The organism is Micromonospora sp. NPDC007220 (assembly GCF_040634035.1).
GTDB classification, from domain to species: domain Bacteria; phylum Actinomycetota; class Actinomycetes; order Mycobacteriales; family Micromonosporaceae; genus Micromonospora; species Micromonospora reichwaldensis.
In genome coordinates this window covers 1-25,355 of the sequence record NZ_JBEYEU010000045.1, presented here as the reverse complement: position 1 = coordinate 25,355, position 25,355 = coordinate 1, and the positions used below count along the sequence as shown (strand labels likewise).

24 protein-coding genes, 1 pseudogene and 1 riboswitch are annotated in these 25,355 nt (G+C 74.1%); of the genes and pseudogenes, 15 read left to right on the top strand and 10 right to left on the bottom strand.

Features of this window, described 5'->3' with window-relative positions; genetic code table 11:
* The 6 genes and pseudogenes from mshD to ABZ573_RS31865 form a co-directional block, all read left to right on the top strand.
* Positions 1 to 423: pseudogene (gene mshD, locus ABZ573_RS31890) on the top strand (mycothiol synthase); the annotation flags it as partial.
* Between the two features lie 278 nt (positions 424 to 701).
* Positions 702 to 1,805 (top strand): phosphate ABC transporter substrate-binding protein PstS, encoded by a 1,104-nt coding sequence (gene pstS / locus ABZ573_RS31885; protein WP_327029760.1) that lies wholly within the window; start codon positions 702 to 704, stop codon positions 1,803 to 1,805.
* A gap of 52 nt (positions 1,806 to 1,857) precedes the next feature.
* Positions 1,858 to 2,949 (top strand): phosphate ABC transporter permease subunit PstC, encoded by a 1,092-nt coding sequence (gene pstC / locus ABZ573_RS31880; RefSeq protein ID WP_151452961.1) that lies wholly within the window; start codon positions 1,858 to 1,860, stop codon positions 2,947 to 2,949.
* Positions 2,950 to 3,019: 70 nt separating this feature from the next.
* The gene (gene pstA / locus ABZ573_RS31875; RefSeq protein WP_311411776.1) at positions 3,020 to 4,108 is read left to right on the top strand and encodes a phosphate ABC transporter permease PstA; all 1,089 of its coding nucleotides are present in this window, start codon (positions 3,020 to 3,022) and stop codon (positions 4,106 to 4,108) included.
* A 20-nt stretch (positions 4,109 to 4,128) separates the two neighbouring features.
* Positions 4,129 to 4,905, top strand: a complete 777-nt coding sequence (gene pstB, locus ABZ573_RS31870) for a phosphate ABC transporter ATP-binding protein PstB (RefSeq protein WP_132230738.1) — start codon at positions 4,129 to 4,131, stop codon at positions 4,903 to 4,905.
* A gap of 142 nt (positions 4,906 to 5,047) precedes the next feature.
* Positions 5,048 to 5,461, top strand: a complete 414-nt coding sequence (locus ABZ573_RS31865; protein ID WP_358122781.1) for a VOC family protein — start codon at positions 5,048 to 5,050, stop codon at positions 5,459 to 5,461.
* Between the two features lie 91 nt (positions 5,462 to 5,552).
* Here the strand turns inward: ABZ573_RS31865 and ABZ573_RS31860 are convergent, their stop codons facing one another.
* Positions 5,553 to 6,386 (bottom strand): NUDIX domain-containing protein, encoded by an 834-nt coding sequence (locus tag ABZ573_RS31860; protein WP_358122779.1) that lies wholly within the window; start codon positions 6,384 to 6,386, stop codon positions 5,553 to 5,555.
* Positions 6,387 to 6,456: 70 nt separating this feature from the next.
* On the opposite strand from ABZ573_RS31860, the gene ABZ573_RS31855 reads away from it, so the two are divergent.
* The gene (locus ABZ573_RS31855) at positions 6,457 to 7,425 is read left to right on the top strand and encodes a Gfo/Idh/MocA family oxidoreductase (protein WP_358122777.1); all 969 of its coding nucleotides are present in this window, start codon (positions 6,457 to 6,459) and stop codon (positions 7,423 to 7,425) included.
* A 43-nt stretch (positions 7,426 to 7,468) separates the two neighbouring features.
* On the opposite strand, the gene ABZ573_RS31850 is transcribed toward ABZ573_RS31855, so the two are convergent.
* The 3 genes from ABZ573_RS31850 to ABZ573_RS31840 form a co-directional block, all read right to left on the bottom strand.
* On the bottom strand, positions 7,469 to 8,473 hold the full coding sequence (locus tag ABZ573_RS31850; protein ID WP_132239992.1) for an inorganic phosphate transporter: 1,005 nt from the start codon (positions 8,471 to 8,473) through the stop codon (positions 7,469 to 7,471).
* Positions 8,474 to 8,477: 4 nt separating this feature from the next.
* Positions 8,478 to 9,104, bottom strand: a complete 627-nt coding sequence (locus ABZ573_RS31845) for a DUF47 family protein (protein ID WP_088998168.1) — start codon at positions 9,102 to 9,104, stop codon at positions 8,478 to 8,480.
* Positions 9,105 to 9,247: 143 nt separating this feature from the next.
* The gene (locus ABZ573_RS31840) at positions 9,248 to 10,180 is read right to left on the bottom strand and encodes a PPK2 family polyphosphate kinase (RefSeq protein ID WP_358122775.1); all 933 of its coding nucleotides are present in this window, start codon (positions 10,178 to 10,180) and stop codon (positions 9,248 to 9,250) included.
* 317 nt (positions 10,181 to 10,497) lie between these two features.
* Between ABZ573_RS31840 and sigJ the strand changes: the two genes are divergently transcribed.
* Complete coding sequence (sigJ, locus tag ABZ573_RS31835) at positions 10,498 to 11,454, top strand: RNA polymerase sigma factor SigJ (protein ID WP_327029763.1); 957 nt, start codon at positions 10,498 to 10,500, stop codon at positions 11,452 to 11,454.
* Between the two features lie 25 nt (positions 11,455 to 11,479).
* Here the strand turns inward: sigJ and ABZ573_RS31830 are convergent, their stop codons facing one another.
* Positions 11,480 to 11,986, bottom strand: coding sequence for a DUF402 domain-containing protein (locus ABZ573_RS31830; RefSeq protein ID WP_151457101.1), 507 nt, complete (start codon positions 11,984 to 11,986; stop codon positions 11,480 to 11,482).
* 284 nt (positions 11,987 to 12,270) lie between these two features.
* Here ABZ573_RS31830 and ABZ573_RS31825 point away from each other — a divergent pair, with 284 nt between their 5' ends.
* Positions 12,271 to 14,292: an ATP-dependent DNA helicase gene (locus ABZ573_RS31825; RefSeq protein WP_358122786.1), complete on the top strand. Its 2,022-nt coding sequence runs from the start codon at positions 12,271 to 12,273 to the stop codon at positions 14,290 to 14,292.
* 3 nt (positions 14,293 to 14,295) lie between these two features.
* Here the strand turns inward: ABZ573_RS31825 and ABZ573_RS31820 are convergent, their stop codons facing one another.
* Entirely contained in the window at positions 14,296 to 15,684 is a 1,389-nt protein-coding gene (locus tag ABZ573_RS31820) for an AI-2E family transporter (RefSeq protein WP_225852469.1), read from the bottom strand.
* Positions 15,685 to 15,751: 67 nt separating this feature from the next.
* Between ABZ573_RS31820 and ABZ573_RS31815 the strand changes: the two genes are divergently transcribed.
* Positions 15,752 to 16,090, top strand: a complete 339-nt coding sequence (locus ABZ573_RS31815; RefSeq protein WP_151457098.1) for a co-chaperone GroES — start codon at positions 15,752 to 15,754, stop codon at positions 16,088 to 16,090.
* Positions 16,091 to 16,190: 100 nt separating this feature from the next.
* On the top strand, positions 16,191 to 16,358 hold the full coding sequence (locus tag ABZ573_RS31810) for a hypothetical protein (RefSeq protein ID WP_165947924.1): 168 nt from the start codon (positions 16,191 to 16,193) through the stop codon (positions 16,356 to 16,358).
* Positions 16,359 to 16,367: 9 nt separating this feature from the next.
* Here ABZ573_RS31810 and ABZ573_RS31805 read toward each other — a convergent pair whose 3' ends face one another.
* Entirely contained in the window at positions 16,368 to 17,858 is a 1,491-nt protein-coding gene (locus tag ABZ573_RS31805) for a PrsW family intramembrane metalloprotease (protein WP_358122771.1), read from the bottom strand.
* Positions 17,859 to 17,880: 22 nt separating this feature from the next.
* A riboswitch (SAM riboswitch) is annotated at positions 17,881 to 18,000 on the top strand.
* Between the two features lie 46 nt (positions 18,001 to 18,046).
* Here ABZ573_RS31805 and ABZ573_RS31800 point away from each other — a divergent pair.
* Positions 18,047 to 19,327, top strand: a complete 1,281-nt coding sequence (locus ABZ573_RS31800; protein ID WP_358122769.1) for an aminotransferase class V-fold PLP-dependent enzyme — start codon at positions 18,047 to 18,049, stop codon at positions 19,325 to 19,327.
* 133 nt (positions 19,328 to 19,460) lie between these two features.
* On the opposite strand, the gene ABZ573_RS31795 is transcribed toward ABZ573_RS31800, so the two are convergent.
* Positions 19,461 to 20,399: a DMT family transporter gene (locus ABZ573_RS31795; protein ID WP_358122767.1), complete on the bottom strand. Its 939-nt coding sequence runs from the start codon at positions 20,397 to 20,399 to the stop codon at positions 19,461 to 19,463.
* Here ABZ573_RS31795 and ABZ573_RS31790 point away from each other — a divergent pair.
* Positions 20,398 to 21,789 carry a PLP-dependent aminotransferase family protein gene (locus tag ABZ573_RS31790; RefSeq protein WP_358122765.1) on the top strand — a complete coding sequence of 464 codons (1,392 nt, stop codon included), beginning with the start codon at positions 20,398 to 20,400 and terminating at the stop codon, positions 21,787 to 21,789. The two genes, ABZ573_RS31795 and ABZ573_RS31790, sit on opposite strands and share 2 nt — an antisense overlap.
* 24 nt (positions 21,790 to 21,813) lie before the next feature.
* Here ABZ573_RS31790 and ABZ573_RS31785 read toward each other — a convergent pair whose 3' ends face one another.
* Positions 21,814 to 23,070 carry an FUSC family protein gene (locus ABZ573_RS31785; RefSeq protein ID WP_358122784.1) on the bottom strand — a complete coding sequence of 419 codons (1,257 nt, stop codon included), beginning with the start codon at positions 23,068 to 23,070 and terminating at the stop codon, positions 21,814 to 21,816.
* Between the two features lie 74 nt (positions 23,071 to 23,144).
* On the opposite strand from ABZ573_RS31785, the gene ABZ573_RS31780 reads away from it, so the two are divergent.
* Positions 23,145 to 23,780 carry a metal-dependent phosphohydrolase gene (locus ABZ573_RS31780; RefSeq protein WP_358122763.1) on the top strand — a complete coding sequence of 212 codons (636 nt, stop codon included), beginning with the start codon at positions 23,145 to 23,147 and terminating at the stop codon, positions 23,778 to 23,780.
* On the opposite strand, the gene ABZ573_RS31775 is transcribed toward ABZ573_RS31780, so the two are convergent.
* Positions 23,777 to 24,070 (bottom strand): DUF4031 domain-containing protein, encoded by a 294-nt coding sequence (locus tag ABZ573_RS31775; RefSeq protein ID WP_151457562.1) that lies wholly within the window; start codon positions 24,068 to 24,070, stop codon positions 23,777 to 23,779. The genes ABZ573_RS31780 and ABZ573_RS31775 overlap by 4 nt on opposite strands.
* 68 nt (positions 24,071 to 24,138) lie before the next feature.
* Between ABZ573_RS31775 and ABZ573_RS31770 the strand changes: the two genes are divergently transcribed.
* Positions 24,139 to 25,355, top strand: a 1,217-nt coding sequence (locus tag ABZ573_RS31770) for an FAD-binding protein (RefSeq protein ID WP_358122761.1), incomplete at its 3' end; no start/stop codon positions are given.

The following is a 25,355-nucleotide window of genomic DNA, read 5'->3' as shown; positions in this document are numbered from 1 at the left end:
CGCCGACGACGAGGAGTGGCTGGCGCTCAACGCGCGGGCCTTCGCGGAGCACCCGGAACAGGGCCGCTGGTCCCCCGCCGACCTGCGGGTACGCCTCGACGAGCCGTGGTTCGACCCGGAGGGCTTCCTGCTCGCCGTCGACGGGTCCACCGGCCGGCTGCTCGGCTTCCACTGGACGAAGTTCACGAACGACCCGGCTCGGCCCGGATCGGCGAGGTCTACGTCCTCGGTGTGGACCCGTCGGCCCACCGCGGCGGGCTCGGCCGGGCGCTGACCGCGGCCGGCCTGGCGTACCTGCGGGACCGGCGGGACCTGGACCGGGTGATGCTCTACGTCGACGAGTCGAACGCCGCCGCCGTCGCGCTCTACGAACGGCTCGGCTTCGCCCGCTGGTCGGCGCACGTCAACTACCAGTCGGCCTGACGTCGGCACGGGCCCGGGTCGCGACGGCCCGGGCCCGTGCCGCGCGCGCCGCCGCCCCGGAAGATCCCCATACTTCCGACAGCGGCAGCCGAGTTCACACAACGGACAACCCGCCCTCAGCGAGCGGTCATCTGCCCTGTCGCACCTGTTCACTCCCCGTTCACTTCCGACCGGCGAACCGGCTACCTGGCGCTCCTAACTTTGGATCAGCCGGTGAGCGCCGGTATACCGGCCCCCCAATCCGGGGGCGAAGTCAGACGTGAAGGGAAACCCCTCAGGTGAAGCTCCAGCGGCACGGCACCCTCGCCTGCCTCGCTCTTACCGCGACGCTCGCTCTCAGCGCATGCGGCTCGGACAACAACGAGCCCGCGAGCAGCGCCTCCGCCTCCGGGTCGGCCGCCGCCGACTGCGCCACCGGCACGCTGAACACCCAGGGCTCGTCGGCGCAGAAGAACGCCATGGACGAGTGGATCAAGGCTTACCAGCAGAAGTGCTCCGGTGCCAAGATCAACTACGAGCCGTCCGGCTCGGGCGCCGGCATCCAGGCCTTCATCGCCGGCACCGCCGACTTCGCCGGCTCGGACTCCGCCCTCAAGGAGGAGGAGCAGCCGCAGGCCGACGCCAAGTGCGTCGGCGGCGCCGCGATCAACCTCCCGATGGTCATCGGCCCGGTCGCCATCGCCTACAACGTCAACGGCGTGGACAACCTCCAGCTCAAGCCGGCCACCCTGGCGAAGATCTTCGCCGGCAAGGTGACCAAGTGGGACGACCCGGCGATCAAGGCCGACAACCCGGACGCCAAGCTGCCGTCGACCGCCATCAACGCGGTGCACCGCTCGGACTCCTCCGGCACCACCGACAACTTCACCGACTTCCTGACCAAGACCGCCGCGTCCGACTGGACGTTCGGCAAGGCCAAGGAGTGGAAGGCCCCCGGCGGCACCGGCGCGGCGAAGTCCGACGGCATGGCCAGCGCCATCAAGGGCCAGGACGGCACCATCGGCTACGTCGAGTGGTCGTACGCCGAGAACGGCGGCCTGAAGACCGCCAAGGTCGGCAACGGCGCGGGCGAGTTCGCCGAGTTGACCGCCGAGTCGGCCGGCAAGACCATCGCCGGCGCCGAGGTGGTCGGCCAGGGCGACGACCTCAAGATGAAGATCGACTACAACACCAAGGAGGCCGGGGCCTACCCGATCGTCCTGGTGACCTACGAGATCGTCTGCTCCAAGGGCCTCGCCGCCGACAAGCTCCCGCTGGTCAAGGGCTTCCTCGGCCACGCCGCGAGCACCGCGGGCCAGGCCGACCTGACCGAGCTGGGCTACGCCCCGCTGCCCGAGACGGTCCGCGCCAAGGTCGAGGCCGCGGTCAAGAACCTCGCCTGAGCCGCCCGCACCGACACCGTCACCACCACCTCAACCCGAAGCGAGCGAGCAGATGGGTGAAACCCCCCACCGCTCGGCCCACGCCGGCACCGGCGGGACGCGCGTGACCGAAGGTCACGACCGGCCCGCCGGTGCCTCGGCGCGTCCGGCCGAGGCACCAGTCAGCACCCGTACCCCGGGCGGAGCCGGATTGGGCGGCGGCGGCGCGCTGCCCCGGGCCCGGGCGTTCGGCGCCGAACGGGCGTTCCGCGCCCTCACCCTGGGCGCCGGCGCCACAGTCCTGGTCGTCATCGCCGCGATCGCGGTCTTCCTCGTCGCCAAGGCGGTACCGGCGCTGGGAGCCAACACCGAGAGCTTCTGGACCTTCGAGGGCTGGTTCCCGAACGACGCGGAGCCGAAGTTCGGCATCGGGGCGCTCGCCTTCGGCACCGTGTTCAGCTCCGCGCTGGCCCTGCTGATCGCGGTGCCGGTGGCCCTGGGCATCGCGCTCTACCTGTCCCACTACGCGCCGCGCCGGCTCGGCACCACGCTGGGCTTCCTGATCGACCTGCTGGCCGCGGTGCCGAGCGTGGTCTTCGGCCTCTGGGGCCGCGACGTCTTCATCAATCCGGTGCGCGACTTCTCCGCCTGGCTGAACACGTACTTCGGCTGGATCCCGATCTTCGGCGGCGACGGCCCGTTCGGGAAGTCCATCATGCTGGGCGCGCTGGTCCTGGCGATCATGGTGCTGCCGATCATCACCTCGCTCTCCCGCGAGGTGTTCCTGCAGACCCCGACCGCCAACGAGGAGGCGGCCCTCGCCCTCGGCGCCACCCGCTGGGAGATGATCCGCACCGCCGTGCTGCCGTACGGCCGCCCCGGCATCGTCGCCGCGGTGATGCTCGGCCTGGGCCGGGCGCTCGGCGAGACCATCGCCCTGGCGATGACCCTCGGCATCACCTTCGGCATCTCGTTCAACCTCATCGAGAGTGGCGGCAACACCATCGCCGCCAACATCGCCAACACGTTCGGCGAGGCGAACGACACGGGGCGGGGCGCGCTGATCGCCTCGGGCCTGGTGCTCTTCGCCATCACGCTGATCGTCAACATCACGGCGCGGGCGATCATCCACCGCCGCCGGGAGTTCACGGAGTCGGCCGCATGAGCGAGCGTCAGCGAGCGAATCATCGTCACAGTGCGTCACATGGCGCCGCGCAGCGGAGCGGAGTGGCGGCATGACCACCACCGTCGCACCGCACCGGACCCGTCCGCCCGCCCAGCCGCCCACCCTCAAGGCCCGGCGCCTGCCGAGGTACGCCGCGCCGGCCATCGCCGCGGCCGCCCTGCTGGTCGCCGCCGCCTTCGTGTACGGCACCGGCACCGGCGGCCCGGTGCTGGTCGTGGTGGTCGCCGCGCTGCTCTACCTGGCCGGCCTGTTCGCCGCCGCGAACCGGGTCGAGGGGCGGCGGTCGGCCCGCAACCGCACCTGGAGCGCGCTGATCCACTCCGCGTTCGTGCTGGCCGTCCTGCCGCTGGCCTCGGTGGTCTGGACGCTGGTCAGCAAGGGCGCCGAGCGCCTGGACGGCGACTTCTTCCTCACCTCGATGAACAACATCGGCGCGCGGGACCCGAACGGCGGCGCCTACCACGCGATCGTCGGCACGCTCCAGCAGGTCGGCATCGCCGCCCTGATCACCGTCCCGCTCGGCATCCTCTGCGCGATCTACATCGTCGAGTACGGCCGGGGCCGGTTCGCCGCCGCGATCCGGTTCTTCGTGGACGTGATGACGGGCATCCCGTCGATCGTCGCCGGCCTGTTCGTGCTGGCGTTCTGGGTGCTGATCGTCTCGCCGTGGTTCAACGACGGGCGGCCCAGCTTCTCCGGCTTCGCCGCCGCGCTCGCGCTGAGCGTGCTGATGCTGCCCACCGTGGTCCGCTCCACCGAGGAGATGCTGCGTCTCGTCCCGGCGCCGCTGCGCGAGGGGGCGTACGCCCTCGGCGTGCCGAAGTGGAAGACCATCCTGCGGGTCGTGCTGCCGACCGCCCTGCCGGGCATCGTCACCGGCGTCATGCTCGCCATCGCGCGCGCGGCCGGCGAGACCGCCCCGGTGCTGCTGGTCGCCGGCGGCGGCGCGGCGATCAACTTCAACCCGTTCGAGAACAACCAGTCGTCGCTGGCGCTCTTCGTCTACCAGCAGGCCGGTGACGCGTCCCGGTACGCGCCGGCACGGGCGTGGACCGCGGCACTCACCCTGGTCGCCCTCGTGCTGATCCTGACCGTCGCGGCGAAGCTGCTGGCCCGTCGCAACCGGCTCGGCCGATGAACCCCGGAGGTACCACCACCATGGCCAAGCGCATCGAAGCCTCGGGCGTCACCGCCTACTACGGCGCCTTCAAGGCGATCGAGAACATCAACCTGACGGTCGAGCCGAAGACGGTGACCGCCCTGATCGGCCCGTCCGGCTGCGGCAAGTCCACCTTCCTGCGGTCGATCAACCGGATGCACGAGGTGCTGCCCGGCGCCCGGGTCGAGGGCAGCCTCACCATCGACGACCAGGACATCTACGACCGGGACGTGGACGTCACCGCCGTCCGGCGCATGATCGGCATGGTCTTCCAGCGGCCGAACCCGTTCCCCACCATGAGCATCTTCGAGAACGTGGTGGCCGGGCTGCGGCTCAACGGGGTCCGTAGGAAGTCGATCCTGGAGGAGGCGGCGGAGAAGGCGCTCCGCTCGGCCAACCTCTGGGACGAGGTCAAGGACCGGCTGGGCAAGCCCGGCGCCGGCCTCTCCGGCGGCCAGCAGCAGCGGCTCTGCATCGCCCGGACCATCGCCGTCGAGCCGCAGGTGGTGCTGATGGACGAGCCCTGCTCGGCGCTCGACCCGATCTCCACGCTGGCCATCGAGGACCTGATGTTCCAGCTCAAGGACAAGTTCACCATCATCATCGTCACGCACAACATGCAGCAGGCCGCCCGTGTCTCGGACCGGACCGCCTTCTTCTCCATCGAGAAGACCGGCGACCCGGGCCGCCTCATCGAGTACGACAACACGCAGAAGATCTTCAGCAACCCCGGCGTGAAGAAGACCGAGGACTACATCACCGGCCGCTTCGGCTGAGCCGTGGGGCGGTGGACCCCTTCTCTCGCTGCGGGGAAGGGGTCCTTCCCTCTCCGCGCCCGCGCCGGCACACCCGGCGGCACCGGAGGATCTGCTCTAGGGTCGGGTCGGAAACGCCCACCGGTCGCTGCGGAGGACGGGCATGTCTGGATATCCCCGGTTGCTGCACACCGTGCTCGACAGCACGAACCCACGGGAGCTCGCCGAGTTCTACCGGCAACTGCTCGGGCTGCGGTACCGGCCCGGTGACGAACCGCCGACGGACGGGACGGCCGACGACCGGGACTGGCTCGTGCTCAGAGACTCCGACGGGGCGGCCCAGCTCGCCTTCCAACTCGTCGACCGCCTGCCTCGGACCACCTGGCCCCGGCACGACGTGCCGATGCAGTTGCACCTCGACTTCACGGTCCCGGACGCGTCCGAGCTGGAGAGGCAGCGTGCGCGGGCGGAGGCCCTGGGCGCGAAACTCCTGATCGACCGGACCGACGACCCCGACGAGCCGCTGTACGTCTTCGCGGACCCGTCCGGTCACCCGTTCTGCATCTTCGTGGCCTAGCGCCGCCGCCCTCCCCGGCCTTGGTCCGCTGAGAGATCCTGGCAGGAACCGGCCCTTCCCGGGGCCGCTTCCTGCCAAGATCCGTAACGGGTCAGGCCAGCACGAAGCGGGGCTCGCCGTCGTCGGGCACGTCGAGGCGCGGGGTGACCGGGGTCGACGCGTCCCGGGTCGCCGCCGCGCGGGCCACGCCGGCCAGGTCGCCGCCGGCCGCCACCTGGGCCAGGTTCACCAGGGTGGGCGGGAGCATGGTCAGCTCGCCGGCCTCCGCCCGGGCCAGGGCGTCCGCCGGGCGGACCCACAGGGTGTGGTCGGCCTCCCCGGAGACGTCCCGGGTCCGCTGCCCCTCCGGCAGCAGTGCCACGAAGAAGTACGTGTCGAAGCGGCGCGGCTCGAACTCCGGCGTGATCCACCGGCTCCACGGCAGCAGCAGGTCCGACCGGAGGGTGAGCCCGCGCCGGGCGAGCAGGTCCGCGAAGCCGCCCCGGCGCTGCTCCAGCGCCACCCGGTCGGCCTCCCAGTCGTCGCCGCTCACGTCGCCGACCACGGTCTGCGTGTCGGGGCCCGCGAGCAGGACCCCGGCCTCCTCGAAGACCTCCCGGGCGGCGGCGCAGACGACCGCCTGGGCGGCCTCCGGGGTCAGCCCCAGCCGCTCGCCCCAGCCGGCGGGCGTCGGACCGGCCCAGTCCAGGTGCGCCTGCGAATCCGAGGGGTCGACCCCGCCGCCGGGGAAGGCGTACATCCCACCGAAGGCCATCGCGGCGACCCGCCGGATCAGGTAGACCTCGAAGTCGTCGCCGGCGGGCCGGAGCAGCAGGACGGTCGCCGCGACCCGGGGCGGGGCCGGGGTGCCGCCCTCGGCGTGGAACCGGCGGGCGTGCGCCACGAGCGCCGGGGGTGCGGGGAAGCCGTCGGCGTCGATCGTCATGCGCCGAGCCTAGTTCCCGACGGGTGGATGACCACGCCGACGTCCGGTGATCTTCGCTAGCGTGGCCGCCATGACTCGTTGGGGCATCCTGTCCACCGGCCAGATCGCCGCCCGCTTCGCCGAGGACCTCCGGCTGGTGCCGGGCGCCGAACTGGTGGCGGTCGGCTCACGTACCGCCGAGAGCGCGCGACGGTTCGCGGCCCGGCACGGCGTGCCGCGCGCGTACGCCTCCTGGGCGGAACTCGCCGCGGACGACGAGCTGGACGTCGTCTACGTCGCCACCCCGCACGCCGCGCACCACCAGGCGGCCCTGACCTGCCTCGCGGCCGGCCGCGCGGTGCTGCTGGAGAAGCCGTTCACCCTCGACCTGGCGACCAGCGTGGAGCTGGTCGACACCGCCCGCGCGGCCGGGGTCTTCCTCATGGAGGCCATGTGGATGCGGACGAATCCGCTGATCCGCCGGGTCTGCGAGCTGGTCGCGGACGGGGCGATCGGCACGGTGACGAACGTGCGGGCCGACTTCGGGTTGGCGGGGCCGTTCCCGCCGGAGCACCGGCTGCGGGCCCGTACGCTCGGCGGCGGCGCCCTGCTCGACCTCGGCGTCTACCCGGTCAGCCTGGCCCACCTGCTGCTCGGCGTGCCCGACCACGTCCGGTCCTGGGCGAAGCTCAGCCCCGAGAGGGTCGACGAGAACACCGGGATCGTCCTCGGCTACGACTCGGGCGCGGTCGCCACGCTGACCTGCGGCCTGGTCGGGGCGACCCCGGTGACCGCCGCCGTCACCGGCACCGCCGGGCGGATCGACCTGCCCGAGCTGTTCTTCCGGCCCGGCGCGGTGACCCTGCACCGGGCTGGCGCCGAGCCGGAGACGATCACCGGTGAGCTGGTCGGCGGCGGCTACCAGTACGAGGCCGCCGAGGTCCAGCGCTGCCTCGCCGAGGGCCTCCTGGAGAGCCCTCTGGTCCCCCACGCCGCCACGCTGGAGGTGATGGCGCTCCTCGACACCATCCGGGCCCAGATCGGCGTCGACTACTCCTGACGGGAAAGGGGCCCCTCGTCGACGAGGGGCCCCTTCGCGTACGTCAGCTGAAGAGCGGGCGGACCAGGAAGTACATCAGGGCGCCGATCGAGCCGGCGGCCGGGAAGGTGAGGATCCACGCCCCGACGATGTTGCCGGCCACGCCCCACCGGACGGCGGAGAGCCGCTTGGTGGCGCCGACGCCCATGATCGCCGAGGTGATCGTGTGGGTCGTCGAGATCGGCGCGCCGAGGACCAGCGCGTTGAAGTAGAGCACCCCGCTGGCGACGGTCTCGGCGGCGAAGCCCTCCGGCGGCCGGAGGTCGATGATCTTCCGGCCCAGGGTCCGGATGATCCGCCAACCACCGGCGTACGTGCCGGCGGCCAGCACGGCGGCCGACGTCCAGAACGCCCACTCCGGAATGAAGCTGGGGTCGTCCTGGTAGCCGCCGACGTAGAGGGCGAGCACCACGATGCCGATGGTCTTGGCGGCGTCCTGCATGCCGTGGCCGACCGACATGGCGGCGGCGGACGCGGTCTGCGCCCAGCGGAAGCCGCGGTTGAGCCGGCCCGGATGCCCCTTCCGGAAGATCCACTGCACGGCGATCATGACGATGTAGCCGAGCACGAAGCCGACCATCGGCGAGAGGACCATCGGGATGATCACGCTCTCCCCGATGCCGGTCCAGAGCACCGTGCCGGACGCGGCGACGGTCGAGCCGACCAGGCCGCCGATCAGCGCGTGCGACGAGGACGACGGCAGGCCGAAGTACCAGGTGACCAGGTTCCACACGATCGCGCCGATCACGCCGGCGAAGACGATGCCGAGGCTCGCCGTGCCGGTGGGCAGTTTCACCAGCCCGCTGCCGACGGTCTTGGCGACCTCGGCGCCGAAGTGGGCGCCGATGAAGTTGCCGACCGCCGCCATGGCCAGGGCCACCCGGGGTGTGAGCGCCCGGGTGGAGATGCTGGTCGCGATCGCGTTGGCGGCGTCGTGGAAGCCGTTGGTGTAGTCGAACGCCAACGCCACCGCGATCACCGCCAGCACGGCGATGAGTTCGGGACTCACAGGATCAGGACTCCTTGACCGCGATGGTCTCGACGGTGTTGGCCACGTGCTCGAAGGCGTCGCAGGCGGCCTCCAGCTCGTCGGCGACCTCCTTCATCTTCAGTACGGTCAGCGCGTCGTACTCGCCGGAGAAGAGGCGGACCAGCAGCATCCGGTACACCTGGTCGCCGTCGTTCTCCAGCCGGTTGCACTCGATCCAGTAGTCCTCGAGATCCTTCATCGACTTCAGGCGCGGCATCGCGTCGGCGGTCAGCTTCGCCTGCGCGTCCAGGACGTTGACCATCTCGTGCATCTCGCGGGGCAGCGAGGGGAGCTTGGTCAGGCCGTAGAGGTAGAGCAGGTTGCCGACCGCTTCGAGGTGGTCCATCACGTCGTCGAGCAGCGACCCGAGCCGGTAGATGTCCTCCCGGTCGAACGGCGTGATGAAGGTTGAGTTGATCTTCTTGTACAGCTCGTGGGTGATCTGGTCGCTGTCGTGCTCCACCTCGGTGAGCCGCTCGCTGACCGACTGCACCTCCACCCCGGGCAGGGCCAGCTCGTTGAGCAACTCGGTGCCCTTCACCAGGTTCTGCGCGGCCCTGGTGAAGAGCTCGTAGAAGGCGCCCTCGTTCGGGCGGAAGGAAAACTTCACAGCACGGACCTCGTCGTGTCGGTGGAAGGGTGGCGGTCGCCCGGAGGGTGCCCGCCTGGGAATGCTAGAAAACGACGGAACCGGGAATCGCGCGGCCTCCCCCAGGTCAGGCCACATTCACCGGTCGTTCACCTGCTGTTCACCTACGCCGTTCTCTCCGATCCCAGCAGCCGCTCCCGTTCGCGCCGGACGTCGAAACCGGCAGGCGGATACCCGAGATCGAGGGTGTCGAACGTCTCGCGGAGCAGGTGCGCGACGGCCCAGTCGCGGTACCACTTGCGGTCCGCCGGCACCACGTACCAGGGCGCGGCGTCCGTGCCGCACCGGCCCAGGGCCTCGGCGTACGCGGCCTGGTAGTCGTCCCAGCGGGCGCGGGCGTCGACGTCCGAGGGGTCGTACTTCCAGTGCTTGCGCGGCTCGTCCAGCCGCTCCAGCAGCCGCCGGCCCTGCTCGACGTACGAGATGTGCAGGAACACCTTCACCAGGGCCACCCCGGCCTCGGCCTGCTCCCGCTCGAACGCGTTGATCTCGTCGTACCGGGCCTGCCAGATCGACTCGGGCACCAGCGACTCGACCCGCGCCACGAGCACGTCCTCGTAGTGCGAGCGGTTGAAGACCCCGACGTACCCGGGCGGCGGCAGCGCCCGCCGGATCCGCCACAGGAAGTCGTGCCGCAGCTCCTCGGGAGTGGGCGGGCCGAACGAGCGGAGGTGCAGGCCCAGCGGGTTCATCGCGCCGGCCACCCGCTTGACGGTGCCGTCCTTGCCCCCGCTGTCCATCGCCTGGAGCACCAGCAGCACCCGGCGCCCACCCGCCCCACCGGCCGCCGCGTCGGACCCGCCCGCACCGGCGGCCGCGCCAGCGGGTCGAGCCGCCGACTGCCGGGCCTTGGCCTCGGCGAAGAGCATCTCCTGCTGGCTGCCCAGTTCCGCGCCGATCAGCGTGAGCTGGCCACGGGCCCACTCCTTGCGCTGCGGGCCGGTCACCTCCCGCCCCGGCAGCCCGGGTGTGGACCGGGGATCGACCGCCCCGAGATCGACCGCCCCGCCGGGCGCCACCCGGAGCAGCTCCCGCATCGTCCCTCCGACCGGCCCCACGACGACGTCGGCCCGACCCACGGCATCGCGGCCCACGCCGCTCCCCTCGACCCCTCGCATCACCGGATCATCACCCACATCCGCCCCACCCGCCCGCCAACCCCGACCCCGGCCCGCGCCATGAGCCGCCGATCATGCACTTGTGGCGGTCGGAATCGCCTGCTTGGTCCGTTAGGCGGGGCACCACGACTGCATGATCGACGGCGGTCTTGGGGGTGTGGGGGGCGGGGCGGGAGAATCGCGGGCGGGCGGGGCGGTACGCGCCCCGGCAGTGGAGCGGGGGCAGCGTGCGGGAGATGGTGGCGGAGTTCGAGGCCGAGCGGGGGCGGCTGCTGGGGGTGGCGCACCGGATGCTGGGCAGCCGCAGCGAGGCCGAGGACGCCGTGCAGGAGACCTGGCTGCGGTACGCCGCCGCGCTCGCCGACCCGGCGGCCCGCGCCGAGATCCGGCACCTCGGCGCCTGGCTGACCACCACCTGCGCCCGGATCTGCCTGGACGTGCTCCGCTCGGCGCGGGTACGGCGGGAGGCGTACCCCGGCCAGTGGCTGCCGGAGCCGGTGGTGACGCCGCTCGACCAGGGCCCGCGCCCCGACGGCTTCGCGCCCGACCCCGCGGAGCGGGCGGTCCGCGCCGATCAGGTCGGCACCGCCCTGCTGGTGGTGCTGGAACGCCTCGCACCGGAGCAGCGGGTGGCCTTCGTGCTGCACGACGTCTTCGCCGTGCCGTTCGCCCAGATCGCCGAGGTGCTCGGTACGACTGACGCCGCCGCCCGCCAGCTCGCCTCCCGGGCCCGCCGGGCGGTGCACGCGCCCGACGCGCCCCGGCACACCGCCGACGCGGTCGAGCAGCGTCACGTGCTCGCCGCCTTCGTGACCGCCGTCGAGTCGGGCGACCTTGCCGCGCTGGTACGGGTGCTCGCCCCGGACGTGGTCGCCGTCGGCGACAGCGGCGGCCACTTCCCGGCGGCCCGGCGGCCGGTGCTCGGGGCCGACGCGGTGGCCCGCTTCCTCCTGGGCCTGTTCGGGCGTGCCGGGCGCTACGGCGGGACGCTGCGCTCCCGTCGGGTGCTCGTCGACGGCGTCGAGGGCCTGCACCTGGAGACCCGGCACTCGGACGGGCGACCGCTGCGGGTGGTGGCCGCCCTCACGGTGGACGAGGGCCGGGTGACCGGGGTCTTCCACCAGCTGAATCCGGAGAAGCTGGGCGACCTGCCGCCGCTGGCGGAGGAGGACGGCTGGCCGCCGCGCTGGTGACGGCCCGGGGGCCGGTGCCGGCGGGTCAGACCACCAGGGCCAGCCACTTCCGGTACGACGTGGCGAACGGCTCGGTGCCGTCGCCCAGTGCCCCGAGCAGCCACCGGGCCGCCGCCTCGGCCTGCGCCACCACGTCGTCCGGGTAGCCGAAGCGGGCCCGGTGCTCGGCGAACTCGTCCTCGTCGCGCAGCTCCACCAGGCCGGTGGTCCGGCGGCGCACCACGTCGAGGTCGAGGTCGATGAGGTGGACGGTGTCGTCGTTCTCCCAGCGGGCCGGGCTGGCGATGTCGCAGTAGACCTCGCTGGTCCGTGGCGGCGGGTTGAACATGCCGGTCCACCAGGCGTGGTGCGGCACCAGGAGGACGAACGGGATCTGCTCCACCGACGGGCGACCGTGGTAGACGGACTTCGTGCCCTCGGTCACGCCGAGCCAGACGCCGAGCTCGTCCTCGGCCAGCCGGCGGGCCGGGTAGTCGCGGTGGGCGCTGCCGTCGTACTTGCGGTAGATCACGCGGACCACGTCGCTCGGCATGAGTCGCACCCTAACCGATACCGCCCATCCGTCGCCGCACGGAAGTAACCGGACGCGGTCGGTGGGAGACCGTACCGTGACGACGCCACGCCCGGATCGGCGCGGCCGGTGTCGGGGACGGCGGGTACCGTCGCACGGTGACTCCGCGCCTCGCCACCGGTTCCGCCGCCCCCTCGCCCCGCACCGGAGGCCGGCGACGGGGCACCCGGCCGAGCGGGGTGGAGCTGCTCGCCGCCGCGGTCGGCGCGGTGCCGGGCGGGGCGGCGCGTCCCGGCCAGCAGCAGATGGCGACCGCCATCGAGGAGTGCGTGCAGGCGCGGGAGCACCTGCTGGTGCAGGCCGGCACGGGCACCGGCAAGTCGCTGGCCTACCTGACGCCCGCGCTGACCGTGGACGGGCCGGTGGTGGTCTCCACGGCCACCCTGGCGTTGCAGTCCCAGCTGGTCGACCACGACCTGCCCCGGCTCGCCGACGCCGTGGAGCCGGTGCTCGGCCGGCGGCCCACCTTCGCGGTGCTGAAGGGGCGGCACCACTACCTCTGCCTGGCCCGGCTAGACAACTCCACAGAGGACGAACCGGAGGACACCCTCTTCGACGCCCCGGCGGCGCGCCCCGGCGGCGGCACGAAGTGGCTCGGCGAGGCGGGTCGGCTCGGCAAGCAGGTGCAGCGGCTGCGCGACTGGGCGGAGAAGACCGACACCGGCGACCGGGACGAGCTGGACCCGGGCGTCGACGACCAGGCCTGGCGGCTGGTCTCCATGCCGGCCCGGGAGTGCGTCGGCGCGTCCCGCTGCCCGTTCGGCGCGGAGTGCTTCGCCGAGGCGTCCCGGGCCCGCGCCCGGGAGGCCGACATCGTGGTCACCAACCACAGCCTGCTCGCGGTGGACATGCTCGCCGGCCGGCACATCGTGCCGCCGCACAAGCTGCTCATCGTCGACGAGGCGCACGAGCTGGCCGACCGGGTCTCCTCCGCCGCGCAGGCCGAGCTGGTGCCGGAGCTGATCGACCGCTCCGCGAAGCGGGCCCGCCCGCTGCTGCGGCCGGACGTCGCCGAGTCGCTGACCGCGGCCGGCGACGCCCTGGCCGTCGGGCTGGCCGAGGCGCCGGCCGGGCGGATCACCTCAGGGCTGCCGTCCCCGCTGCGCGAGGCGTGCACCCTGCTCGACGCGGCCACCCGGGCGGCCCTCGACGCGATCGGCGACGTCAAGTCCGACGACCCGGACCCGGTGCGCAAGCAGCAGGCCAAGGCCGTGCTCGACGAGCTCTCCGCCACCGCGCAGCGGCTGCTGGAGGAGGCCGACCACGACGTGGCCTGGGTGGAGAAGAACGACAACACCGGTCGCCGGGCGCTGGTGGTCGCGCCGCTCTCGGTCGCCGGCACGCTCGCCACCCACTTGTACGAGGAGCGCACGGTCGTCGCCACCTCGGCGACGCTGACGCTGGGCGGCCGGTTCGACACGGTGGCCCGGGCGCTGGGCCTGGAGGCACCCCCGGCCGACCCGCCGTCACCGGCCGCCGCCGCCATGGCCGCCCGGTCGGCCGGGCGCACCGGCGGCACCGGGCCGGCGGAGGGCAGCGGAGCGACCGGGGGCGGTGCGGCGACCGGCACGGCGGGGGCGCCGGCCACCTCGGGGCCGGGCTGGCGTTCCCTCGACGTCGGCTCGCCGTTCGACTACCCCCGGCAGGGCATCCTGTACGTCGCCGCGCACCTGCCCCGGCCCAGCGTCTCCGGGCTGCCCGACGCGGCCGGCGAGGAACTGCTCGAGCTGGTCACCGCGCTCGGCGGGCGTACCCTCGGCCTCTTCTCCTCCCGGCGGGCCGCGCAGCAGGCGGCGGAGCTGCTGCGCGCGCGGACCGACCTGCCGGTCCTTCTTCAGGGCGAGGAGGCGCTGCCGCTGCTGGTACGCCGGTTCCGGGAGGAGAAGTCCAGCTGCCTGTTCGGGGTGATGTCGCTCTGGCAGGGCGTCGACGTGCCGGGCGACGCCTGCCAGCTGGTGGTCATCGACCGGCTGCCCTTCCCCCGGCCGGACGAGCCGCTGGCGGCGGCGCGGGCCGCGGCGGTGGACGCCGGCGGGGGGTCGGGTTTCGCGGCGGTCAGCGTGCCGATCGCCGCGATCCGGCTGGCCCAGGGGGTGGGGCGGCTGATCCGGTCGACGGGCGACAAGGGCGTGGTGGCGGTCCTCGACTCGCGCCTGGAGACGGCCCGGGGCTACGGGCCGTTCCTGCGCCGGTCGCTGCCGCCGTTCTGGTACACCACCCGGCCGGAGGTCGCCCGGGGCGCCCTCGACCGCCTCGCCAAGGTCTGACCGTCAGGGCGCCTGGGAGGCGACGACGACGGCGTCGGGCGGGGTGTCCGGAACGGTGCGGGCGGCGAGCCGGCGGACGGCCGTGTTGAGCACGGCGATCAGCGGCACCGAGACCAGCGCGCCGGTGATCCCGGCGAGGACCACGCCGGCCGCGATGCCGATGATGACCGCGAGCGGGTGGATGGCCACCGCCCGGCCCATGATCAGCGGCTGGAGGAGGTGCCCCTCCACCTGCTGCACCCCGATCACGGCGCCCAGGATGATCAGTGCGGTCACCGGGCCGCTGTCGACCAGCGCGACCAGGACCGCGACGACGCCCGACAGGGTCGCACCGACGATCGGGATGAACGCGCCGAGGAAGACCAGCGCGGCGAGCGGGAAGGCGAACGGGATGTCGAAGATGACCAGGAAGACGCCGATGCCGACCGCGTCGATGAACGCGACCAGCACGGTCGCCCGGACGTAGGCGACCAGCGTCGCCCAGGACGCCCGCCCGGCGTCGTCGACCTTCCAGCGGGCGGCCACCGGCAGGAGCCGGACCAGGAAGCGCCAGATCTTGTTGCCGTCGCGCAGGAAGAAGAACGTGGCGAAGAGCACCAGCAGCGTGCCGGTCAGCACCTCAGCCAGCGTGGCGGCCGTGGAGAGGGCGCCGCTGGTGAACTTCTCGGTGTTGTTGTTGATCCACTTCTGGCCCTCCTCGATGTAGTTGTCGAGTTGGCCGTCGGAGAGGTGCAGCGGGCCGGTCTTCAGCCAGTCCTGGATCTGCCGGACGCCCTCGGAGGACTTCTTGCTCAGCTCCGGCACGCCCTGGATGAACTCGTTCACCACCAGGGTCAGCGTCCCGATCACCGCGGCCAGGCCGCCCACCAGCACCACCGCCGTCGCCATGGACCGGGGAAGGCGGGCCCGCAGCAGCCAGCCGACCGCCGGCGCGAGCAGCGCCGAGAGCAGCAGCGCGACGGCCAGCGGGATGACCACGATCCGGACGGTGCCGACGACCTTCAGCAGCGCCCAGGCCACGACGCCGATCACGATCAGCCGCCAGGACCACGCGGCGGCGATCCGCAACGCGTGCGGCACGTCCGCGTCGTCCCGGCTGGAGGTGGAGTTGTGCATCGCCCCGGGCGGCGGGGCGCCGACCACGGTCGCGGAGGGCGCCGCCACCGGGCCGGGGGACGTCGGCGAGGCCACGCCGGCCGACTCGGGGCCGTCGACCGGATCCGTACGGCGTGCCCGCGCCGCCTCCCGGCCCGACTCGTACGCGCGACGGAGCCGTCCGCGGATCTGCTCGAAGCGGCTCAAGCGCACCTCCTGGCATGAGACCGGCCCGCCCACGCCGGTGGGCGGACAGGATACGTCCGACGACGCCACCGTAGGGCAGGTCCGCCACACATTGCCCCCGGCCCCCGGCGCGTAACCGCCCACGGCCCGCCGACCGGGACACGGTAGCGTCTGCGGCGTGACCGCCGACGAGAATCTCGACTCCAAGCTGCCGATCCGCCTGCTGCACGACCGTGTGCTGGTGCGGATGGAGGGGAGCGAGGGTGAGCGACGCTCGACCGCCGGCATCGTGATTCCGGCGACCGCCGCCGTGGGCAAGCGGCTGGCCTGGGCCACGGCCGTGGGCGTGGGGCCGAACGTGCGCGCCATCGTCTCGGGCGACCGGGTCCTCTTCGACCCCGACGACCGCTCCGAGGTCGAACTGCACGGCCGCGGGTACGTGCTGCTGCGCGAACGCGACGTGCACGCCGTGGCCGCCGAGCGGGTCGAGAACGACTCCACCGGCCTCTACCTCTGAGCCCACCCCCGGCCCGCCCGCCCGGATGAGGGCGCCGGTGCCGTTTGCGTCGCCCCCCGCCGGGAAGCCAGCCGCATCACCGGCCCTGGGGAGGGACGCGATGCCGGTACTAGTGAAGAAGATTCTGCTCTGGGGGAGCGTCGCGTTCCTGATCTACTTCATGGCCTTCCGGCCGGAGGGCGCGGCGGAGATGTTCAAGGCGATCGGGGCGGGACTGATGGCGATGGCGCAGGGTCTCGGTGACTTCCTCACCAGCCTGATGACCTGACGACCGGGCTCAGGGGCCGCCGGGGTGCCACGGCGCCGGCGGCTGCTGGCCGTACCAGCCGGGCGGGCCGAAGCCGGCCGGCGGTGGCGGGGGCGGCGGGACGAGCACCACCGGGATCGGCACGACGGGCTCGTCCGGCGCCTCGACCGACCGCTGCGTGCCGTCCGGGAACCGCAGGTGGTAGCGGTGCCCGTCCCAGATGCCCGCCGGCACCTGCGGGTCCCGGCCCACGAAGAACGACCGGTACGCGCCGATCGCCTCCAGCAGCTCCCGTTCCTCCCGCGCGGTCCGCTCCCGGTCCGCCGGACGCCGGTCCAGGCCGCGCAGCGCGCCGTCGCGCAGCAGCGCCAGCCGGGTCGCCGCGAACTGGTAGCCGCGCATCGCCCTCAGCCCGCCGTCGCCGGCCACCCGCTTGGCCCACACCCGGGCCGCGTGCCGCCGCCCCAGGCTGCTCAGCGCCGCCACCTCCGGTGGGGTGAGCCAGCCCGCCCGCACGTAGTCCGGCAGCATCCGCTCGGTGAGCCGCCCCTCCCAGGCCCGGAGCCACAGGGCGAGCCCGACCATGGCGAAGAAGACCGGCACCATCACGCCGATGAAGCCGTACAGCATGATCAACGCCTGGCCGGTGGCCTGGGTGAGCGTCGGCAGCAGGTTCCACAGCCCGTGCAGCATCATCGCCAGCAGCAGGCCGGCGAGCGGGGCGAGCACCCGGACCCACCGGCTGGCGGTGCGCGCGGCGATGCCCAGCCCCACCCCCGTCATGGAGGTGAAGAGCGGGTGGGCGAAGCCGAAGAGCAGGATCCGGACGATGAAGATGGCGATGACCTGCTGGGTGCCGGTCGCCGGCCCGTACCGCTCCGCGCCGCTGGCGTAGCCGTGGCCGCCCAGGTAGAGGATGTTCTCCACCATGGCGAACCCGATCGCGGAAAGCCCGCAGTAGACCAGCGCGTCGGTGATCCCGGAGATCTCCCGCCGGCGGAAGATCAGCAGCAGGATCGGCCCGATGGCCTTGGTCAGCTCTTCGATGAACGGCGCGACCAGCACCGCGGTCAGCGCGGTCGGCAGCCCCCAGTCCTCGAACAGCCCGGCGGAGAACTCGTTGACGGTCAGCGACGCCGCGGTGGAGACGAACGCGCCCCAGGCGAAGCAGAAGATCAGGTACTTCAGGGGCTCCGGCTCGTAGCGGTCCAGCCAGAGGAAACAGGCCACCAGCACCGGAACCGGGAGGATCGCGGCGGCCACGCCGATCAGCAGCGCCTCGACGCCCAGGTTCTCGCCCAGCGTGAAGAGCATGAACAGCGCGCACGCCGCGATGAACAGGACGGCACCGGCCAGCACCAGGGCCCGACGCCACCCCAACCGACGCAGCGGCATCCCGGGCCCCGCCACACCGGGCGGCGGAACGGCGGGCGCGGTCGGCGACGGCGGCAGAGATGCGCCGGGCGGGGTGTCGGCCATGCGGTCAGCGTAGCCATCCCCGGCCGCCTGGTCCGGCCGCATTCACCCGGCTATGCTGCGGGCAGGTCACGAGCGCCAGCGTCAAGCCCCGGCTTGCTGGCCGGCAACCCTCGTCGAGTTCGCGGTGGGGTGCCCCGGGTGATGACCGGGCCCGGCCCGATCGCGTGCCGGGCAAGCGCGGACCCCGCCCGTGTGCGCCCACCCGGGGTCCCTGGACCCGGAGGTCGGCCATGACCGTCACCCTCGTACCCCCGCCCGCGCCGCAGCCGCCCGCCGTCGCCGACCCGCTCGACGTGCTCGGCGTACCCGGCCAGGTGAACCTCGACTACGCGGCCACCGCGCCCTGCGCGCGGGCCGCGGCCGACGCGGTGGCCGAGCTGCTGCCCTGGTACGCCAGCGTGCACCGCGGCGCCGGGGCGCTGTCGCGGCGCTGCACCCTCGCCTACGAGCGCGCCCGGCAGGCGGTCGGCGACTTCCTCGGCGCCCGCGCCGGCGACCACGTGGTCTTCACCCGCAACACCACCGACGCGCTGAACCTGCTGGCCCGGGCGCTGCCCGCCGGCACGACGGTGGTCACCTTCGGCGGGGAGCACCACGCCAACCTGCTGCCCTGGCCGCGTGGCTCGGTGCGGCTGCCGGTGCCCCCGGATCCCGCCGGGGCCCTCCGCGCGCTGGACGCGGCGCTCGGCGAGCTGCGCAGGCCGGACCCGTCGGGCCCCCGCAGCGCGCAGCAGGGCCCGCCCGTGCTGGTGGCGGTGACCGCCGCGAGCAACGTGACCGGGGAACGCTGGCCGGTGGCCGAGCTGGCCCGGGTGGCCCGGCGGCACGGCGCCCGGATCGCGGTGGACGCCGCGCAGCTCGCCCCGCACGCGCCGGTGGACGTCGCCGCCCTCGACGTCGACTACCTCGCGCTCTCCGGCCACAAGCTGTACGCCCCGTTCGGCGCGGGGGTGCTCGTCGGGCGCGCGGACTGGCTGGACGCCGCGCCGCCGTACCTGGCCGGCGGGGGCGCCACCAGCCACGTCGGGGCGGCCACCCACGACGTACGGTGGGCGACCGGCCCGGCCCGGCACGAGGCGGGCACCCCGAACCTGCTCGGCGCGGTCGCCCTGGCGGCGGTCTGCACCGCGCTCGCCGACGCGGACCGGGCCGCCCTGCACGACGCCGAGCAGGCTCTGCTGACCCGGCTGCGCGAGGGCCTCGCGGCCCTGCCGCACGTGCTGGAGCTGCGCATGTTCGGGCCGGCGGCGCCCCGGGTAGGGATCGTGTCGTTCGTGGTGGCCGGCCGGGACTCGACGCAGGTGGCGGCGGAACTCGCGGCGGCGTACGACATCGGGGTGCGCGACGGCCTCTTCTGCGCCCACCCGCTGGCCCGGCGGCTGCTGGACGAGGCGGCCGCCCGCAGCGGCCGGCGGGATCTGCCGCCGACCGCCCTGCGCGCCAGCATCGGCCTGGGCAGCACCACCGGGCACGTGGACCGGCTGCTCGCCGCCCTCGCCGCGCTGGCCTGACCGACCCGGGAGCACCCGCCGGCCCACTCCCGCAGGCTGAGCTGAGCGGTCGCCGGGGAGCCGTCGGCGACCGGGGCAGGTCAGGTCGGGGCGGTACGAGCCCCGCACCGCCCGGGGCGGGGCGCGTCCCCCGTCAGGCCTTCCCCACCGCGGGTGCCGGCGTGCGGTCGCGGGTGCGCTGGATCAGCACCACACACGCCAGCACGGCCACCGCCGCCGCGATCGAGGCAGGGGTGACGGCCTCGCCGAGCAGCAGCGCCGACCAGGCCAGGGTGAGCACCGGCTGGGCGAGCTGGATCTGCCCGACCTGCGCGATGCCGCCCCGGGCCAGGCCCGTGTACCAGGCGAAGAAGCCCAGGAACATGGAGACCACGGTGAGGTAGCCGAACGCCGACCAGGCGACGGGGTCGGCGCGCGGCGGGGCGGCCACGGCGGCGACGACCATGACGGGAACGGTGACGGGCAGCGAGAGCAGCAACGCCCAGCAGATCGTCCGGGCGCCGCCCAGCTCGCGGGCGAGCGCGCCGCCCTCGGCGTACCCCAGGCCGCAGAGCACGACCGCCGCGAGCAGGAACAGGTCGGGCGGGGCGAGGGCCCCGCGTACCGCGCCGCTGGCGCCGAGGAAGGTGAGCACCGCCAGCAGACCGCCGGCGCTGGCGGCCCAGAACAGCGGCGGCGGTCGCTCGCCGGCCCGCAGCACCGCGAACACGGCGGTCATGGCGGGCAGCACGGTGATGACGACCGCGCCGTGCGCGGAGGTCTGGGTGATGAGCGCCAGCGAGGTGAACAGCGGGAAACCGACGACGACGCCGAGGGCGACGACCGCCAGCCGCCGCCACTGACCGCGCGTGGGCCGCGGGGCGCCGGTGGATCGCAGGTACGCCCATGCCAGCAGCGCCGCGCCGACGGCCCGGCCGAAGGCGACGAACCACGGGTCGAGCTGTTGCACGGCGACGCGGGTCGCGGGCAGCGACATGCTGAAGGCGAGCACGCCCAGCGCGCCGAGGGCGAGGCCGACCGTCCGGTCCGCCGTTACCGTGGTTCTGGCAGTAGCGCTACTGTTCCCGTTCATGAATGACGGTAACGCAGCCGACCGTGTCGTCCAAGACCTGCGCGGGCTCGCGGCTGCCGCGGATCCCGGCACGCGGCTGCCCTCGGTGCGCGAGCTGACCGCCCGGCACCAGGCCTCCCCGGTCACCGTCGCCGAGGCCATCCGCCAGCTCGTGGCCCAGGGAATGGTCGAGACGCGACCCGGCAGGGGCACCTTCGTGGCCGCCCCGCCACGCGAGTGGCGCGCCCCCGACCTGTCGTGGCAGACCGTGGCGCTCGGCCCCCGCCGGCCGGGCGAGGACGAGATGCAGGCGCTACTGGCGTTACCGCCCGCAGGAGCGATCCCGCTGTCCGGGGGCTACCTGGACGGCGAGCTGCAACCCGCCGCCGCGCTCGGGGCCGCGCTCACCCGCGCCGCCCGGCAGCCCGCGTCCTGGCAGCGCGGGCCGGCCGAGGGGCGCGAAGACCTGCGCGCCTGGTTCGCCCGCGAGGCCGGGGTCGGGCTGCGCGCCGAGGACATGGTGGTCTGCCCGGGCGGACAGGCCGCCCTGTCGTCCGCGCTGCGGGCGCTCGCCGCGCCCGGCGACACCCTGCTCGTCGAGTCACCGACCTACCTGGGCGCGCTGGCCGCCGCCCGGGCGGCCGGCCTCCGGGTGGTGCCCGTGCCCGCCGACGCCGACGGAGTACGCCCCGACCAGCTCGCCGCCGCGTTCGCCCGCACCGGCGCCCGGCTGTTCTACTGCCAGCCGCTGTACGCCAACCCGCACGGCGCGACGCTCGCGGAGGACCGCCGGGCCCGGGTCGCCGAGGCCGTACGCGACGCCGGGGCGTTCCTCATCGAGGACGACTACGCCCGCGACCTCACCATCGACGGCCAGGCCCCGCCGCCGCTGGCCGCCGACGACCCCGACGGGCACGTCGTCTACCTGCGCTCGCTGACCAAGTCGACCGCTCCCGGGCTGCGCGTCGCCGCGATCGGCGCCCGCGGCCCGGCCGGCGCCCGGCTGCGGGCGGCCCGGCTGCTCGACGACTTCTTCGTCGCCGGGCCACTGCAACAGGCCACGATCGAGTTCGTCACCACCCCGGCCTGGACGCGCCACCGCCGCGCCCTGCGCACCGCCCTGCGGACCCGCCGCGAGGCGCTGCTGACCGCGCTCCGCCGGCACCTGCCGGAGCTGGCCCGGCAGCCGGTCCCGCGCGGCGGCATGCACCTCTGGGTACGCCTGCCGGAGGGCACCGACGACGTCGCGCTGGCTGCCGCCGCGGCCGCCGAAGGCGTCGTCGTCCTCCCCGGCCGCCCCTGGTACGCCGCCGAACCCCCGGCCCCCCACCTCCGCCTCACCTACGCCGCCGCCCCGCCCGACCTCATGGACGAGGCCGTCCACCGCCTGGCCCGCGCCCTGCGGGCCTGACCGGGTCGACAAGGGTCCCCGGGGTCAGCCGAGCGGCGGGGCGGCGGGCGGCTTCGGGGCGTCGTCCCGCTCCCCCTCGCCGTCCGACCGGTCCTGGTCGCCGAAGGACTGCCGGACCCCGCGGTTCGCCTCCTCCTGGCTGATGCCGGAGGCCACCATCAGGTCGCTGGCGGTGGTCCGCACCTGCGCGATCACCACGCTGCCGGAGAAGCCGACCCCGTCGGCGTACGCCCGGCCGGCCTCGCTGACCGCGCGCAGCGCCCGCTCCCGTGCCTGCTCCGGCTCCTCGCCGACGGCGAACTCGTGCTTGAGCAGGCGGACCGACTCGGCGAGATGGGCCACCGCGTCGGGCATCGTCTCCGGGATGGGCTCCTCGTCCTCGATCAGGGTCACCGCGCGCCGGGTCAGCGTGCCGGCGTTGCGCATCGCCCGGTCGATCGGGTCGGCGGCCTCGGCGTAGTGGGTGAGCTCGTCCCGCCGGTGCCACCGGGCCGGCGAGAGCATGGCGGTCTCCTTCGCCCCCTCGATGGCCTCGGTGAAGGCGGCCAGCTCCTCCTGGTTGTTGCGGAGCCGGTCCAGGGCCCGCTGGGCCTTGTCCCGGTCCCGGTCCCGCAGGGCGTCCGCGGCCATGTCGAGCTGGGCGGCGAGCAGGTCCAGGGCCGGCCGGGCGGCCCGGTTGATGACCCGCAGCGGATTGAGCGGCAGCAGGACCGCGGTGACCAGCAGGGCGATGCCGCCGCCGACGAACGCGTCGATGAACCGGGGGATCTCCAGGTTCTCGGTCGACGGGCTGAGCGTGACGATCAGCACCGCCGTGGCCGCCGCCTGGATGACGATGGCCACGCTGGCGCCCGCGAAGATGGTCAGCACGATGGCCAGGGTGACCACCAGGCCGAGCTGCCACGGACCGGTGCCGAGCAGGTAGATGAGGAAGTCGCCGACGGCCACCCCGATCGCCACCCCGACGATCAGCTCCACCGTACGACGGAACCGCTGGCCGACCGAGGCGGCGAGGGTGCCGACCGCGGAGATCGGCGCGAAGACCGGTTGCGGGTTGCCGAGCAGCTCGTGCGCCGCCAGCCAGGACAGTCCGGCGGCGAGGCCCGCCTGCACGGCGAGGCCCATCGCCATCCGCAACCGGTGCAGGCGGTCGTGCAGGGTGACCTTGCTGCGGTGCCGCAGGGTCTCCACGGCTCGGGCGACCCGGGCCGTGTCGAGCTCCTTCCCCCGGTCGCGCAATATGGCGCGTCGCACCAGTGAGGATCGACGGTCCCGGGCCACGGCCATGGCGGGGACTACCCGTGGCGCGCCGGGTGAATCCTCGGCGGCGACGGCGGTAGGGCAGACTGGGCCGGGTGGCCGATCTTCTCGACCGGTGGCGGGCCGCGGCCCGGGGCGCCGGGATGACCGACGCGGCGGAGCTGAGCCGGGTCGGCGAGGACCTGCTGGCCCGCTGGCGGGAGCCGCACCGGCACTACCACGACGCCGACCACCTGACGGCCGTCCTCGACGTGGTCGACGCCCACGCGCCGGCCGCCGGGCGGCCGGACCTGGTGCGCCTCGCGGCCTGGTGCCACGACGCCGTCTACGACCCGCGCGCCGGGGGCGACGCCAACGAGCGCGACAGCGCGGCGCTCGCCGGGACGCTGCTCACCCGGGCGGGCCTGCCGGCCGACGCCGTGGCCGAGGTGCGCCGGCTGGTGCTGCTCACCGCCGGGCATGCCGTGGAGCCGGCCGACGCCGACGGTGCGCTGCTCTGCGACGCCGACCTCGCCGTCCTGGCGGCGCCGCCCGAGGCGTACGACCGCTACGCCGCGGCCATCCGACGGGAGTACGCGCACGTGCCCGAGCCCGACTTCCGGGCCGGCCGCGCCCGGGTGCTCGCCGGGCTGCTCGCCCTGCCGGCGCTGTTCCGGCTGCCGCCGCTGGCACGGCGCTGGGAGCCCCGGGCCCGCGCCAACCTGACCCGCGAGATGTCCACGCTCCGCTAGCCCCCCGCACCCACCTCCACCCCACGCGGGCGGGCCAGGTGCTTGGGGCGGCGCAGCCCGGCCTGCCGGAGCAGGCGCACCAGCTCCCGGCTCGGCACCACCCGGGCGCCCAGCCAGACCGCCATCGCGAACCGGTCGGCCGGGATGTCGTAGTGGTCCCGGTCGAACCCCCGGCGGGGCACGCCCAGCATCTCGGCGAAGGCGTGCAGCTCGGCGGGGGAGACGTCGCTGATCAGGTGGGACCAGAGCCGCCCCCGCCACGGCCAGGCGGGCCGGTCCAGGTAGAGCATGTCGGCCAAGGTACCCCGCACCGGGGACCGGTTGGTGATCGCGCGGGACCGACCGTAGCCTCGGCGACATGGCCGGATCCCCCCTCCTCGACGACCTGCGGGCGGCGCTCGGCGACGACGCCGTCCTCACCGACCCGGACCTGTTGCGGATGCACGAGCGGGACGAGGCCGACCTCTGCGCCGCAGGTACGCCCCTGGTCGTGGTCCGTCCCCGCACCACCGCACAGGTGGCCGCCGCGCTGCGGGCGGCCGCGCGGCACGGCGTACCGGTGGTGCCGCAGGGGGCGCGCACGGGGCTGGCCGGCGCCGCCAACGCCGTCGACGGCGCGATGGTGGTCAGCATGGTCGCGATGGACGCCGTGCTGGAGATCGACCCGGTGAGCCGGATCGCCGTGGTGCAGCCCGGCGTGGTCAACGCGACGCTCGCCGCCGCCGTGGCGGAGCAGGGGCTGTGGTACCCGCCCGACCCGGGCTCGTGGGAGTCGTCCACGATCGGCGGGAACGTCGCCACCAACGCGGGTGGCATGTGCTGCGTCAAGTACGGCGTCACCACCGAGTACGTGCTGGGCTTGGAGGTGGTACTCGCCTCCGGCGAGGTGCTGCGCACCGGCCGGCGTACCGCCAAGGGGGTGGCCGGGTACGACCTCACCCGGCTCTTCGTCGGCTCCGAGGGCACCCTCGGGGTGATCACCGAGGTGACCGTGGCGCTGCGGCCCGCACCGGCACAGTCGCTGACCATGGTGGCGGTCTTCCCGTCCACCGCCGCCGCCGGCGCGGCCGTCGCCGAGATCGCCGCCCGGGGGCTCTCCCCCAGCCTGCTGGAGCTGCTCGACCGGACGCACCTGCGGGCGATCGAGGCGTACCGCCCGATGGGCCTGCGGACGGACGCCCAGGCGCTGCTGCTGGCCGCCGCCGACACCGGCTCCCGCGCGGCCGACGATCTGGCGGGCCTGGCCGCGGTCTGCGAGGCGGCCGGCGCCGACGAGGTCTACGCGGCCACCGACGCCGTGGAGGCGGCGGCCCTGTTGCAGGCGCGCCGGCTCGCGCACCCGGCGATGGAGAAGTTCGCGGCGGAGACCTACCCGGGCGGCAACGGCGGCCTGGTCATCGACGACGTGGCGGTGCCCCGGGCGGCGTTGGCGGCGCTGCTCGACGGGGTGGCCCGGATCGCGGTGGAGTGCGACGTGCCGATCGGCGTGGTCGGCCACGCCGGCGACGGCAACATGCACCCGAACATCGTGGTGGACCGGGCCGACCCGGCGAGCCTCGAACGCGGCCGGCGCGC

What these genes read in the sequence shown, in the direction of transcription:
- ABZ573_RS31825 (WP_358122786.1), top strand. Translation starts at nt 12,271, where the DNA reads ATGGCGACCGCCATCGAGGAGTGCGTGCAGGCGCGGGAGCACCTGCTG.
- pstB (WP_132230738.1), top strand. Translation starts at nt 4,129, where the DNA reads ATGGCCAAGCGCATCGAAGCCTCGGGCGTCACCGCCTACTACGGCGCC.
- ABZ573_RS31775 (WP_151457562.1), bottom strand. Translation starts at nt 24,070, where the DNA reads ATGCTCTACCTGGACCGGCCCGCCTGGCCGTGGCGGGGGCGGCTCTGG.
- ABZ573_RS31795 (WP_358122767.1), bottom strand. Translation starts at nt 20,399, where the DNA reads ATGAACGGGAACAGTAGCGCTACTGCCAGAACCACGGTAACGGCGGAC.
- pstA (WP_311411776.1), top strand. Translation starts at nt 3,020, where the DNA reads ATGACCACCACCGTCGCACCGCACCGGACCCGTCCGCCCGCCCAGCCG.
- ABZ573_RS31855 (WP_358122777.1), top strand. Translation starts at nt 6,457, where the DNA reads ATGACTCGTTGGGGCATCCTGTCCACCGGCCAGATCGCCGCCCGCTTC.
- ABZ573_RS31805 (WP_358122771.1), bottom strand. Translation starts at nt 17,858, where the DNA reads ATGCGGCCGGACCAGGCGGCCGGGGATGGCTACGCTGACCGCATGGCC.
- ABZ573_RS31860 (WP_358122779.1), bottom strand. Translation starts at nt 6,386, where the DNA reads ATGACGATCGACGCCGACGGCTTCCCCGCACCCCCGGCGCTCGTGGCG.
- ABZ573_RS31865 (WP_358122781.1), top strand. Translation starts at nt 5,048, where the DNA reads ATGTCTGGATATCCCCGGTTGCTGCACACCGTGCTCGACAGCACGAAC.
- ABZ573_RS31790 (WP_358122765.1), top strand. Translation starts at nt 20,398, where the DNA reads ATGAATGACGGTAACGCAGCCGACCGTGTCGTCCAAGACCTGCGCGGG.
- ABZ573_RS31830 (WP_151457101.1), bottom strand. Translation starts at nt 11,986, where the DNA reads ATGCCGAGCGACGTGGTCCGCGTGATCTACCGCAAGTACGACGGCAGC.
- sigJ (WP_327029763.1), top strand. Translation starts at nt 10,498, where the DNA reads ATGGTGGCGGAGTTCGAGGCCGAGCGGGGGCGGCTGCTGGGGGTGGCG.
- ABZ573_RS31810 (WP_165947924.1), top strand. Translation starts at nt 16,191, where the DNA reads ATGCCGGTACTAGTGAAGAAGATTCTGCTCTGGGGGAGCGTCGCGTTC.
- ABZ573_RS31800 (WP_358122769.1), top strand. Translation starts at nt 18,047, where the DNA reads ATGACCGTCACCCTCGTACCCCCGCCCGCGCCGCAGCCGCCCGCCGTC.
- ABZ573_RS31840 (WP_358122775.1), bottom strand. Translation starts at nt 10,180, where the DNA reads ATGCGGGAGCTGCTCCGGGTGGCGCCCGGCGGGGCGGTCGATCTCGGG.
- pstC (WP_151452961.1), top strand. Translation starts at nt 1,858, where the DNA reads ATGGGTGAAACCCCCCACCGCTCGGCCCACGCCGGCACCGGCGGGACG.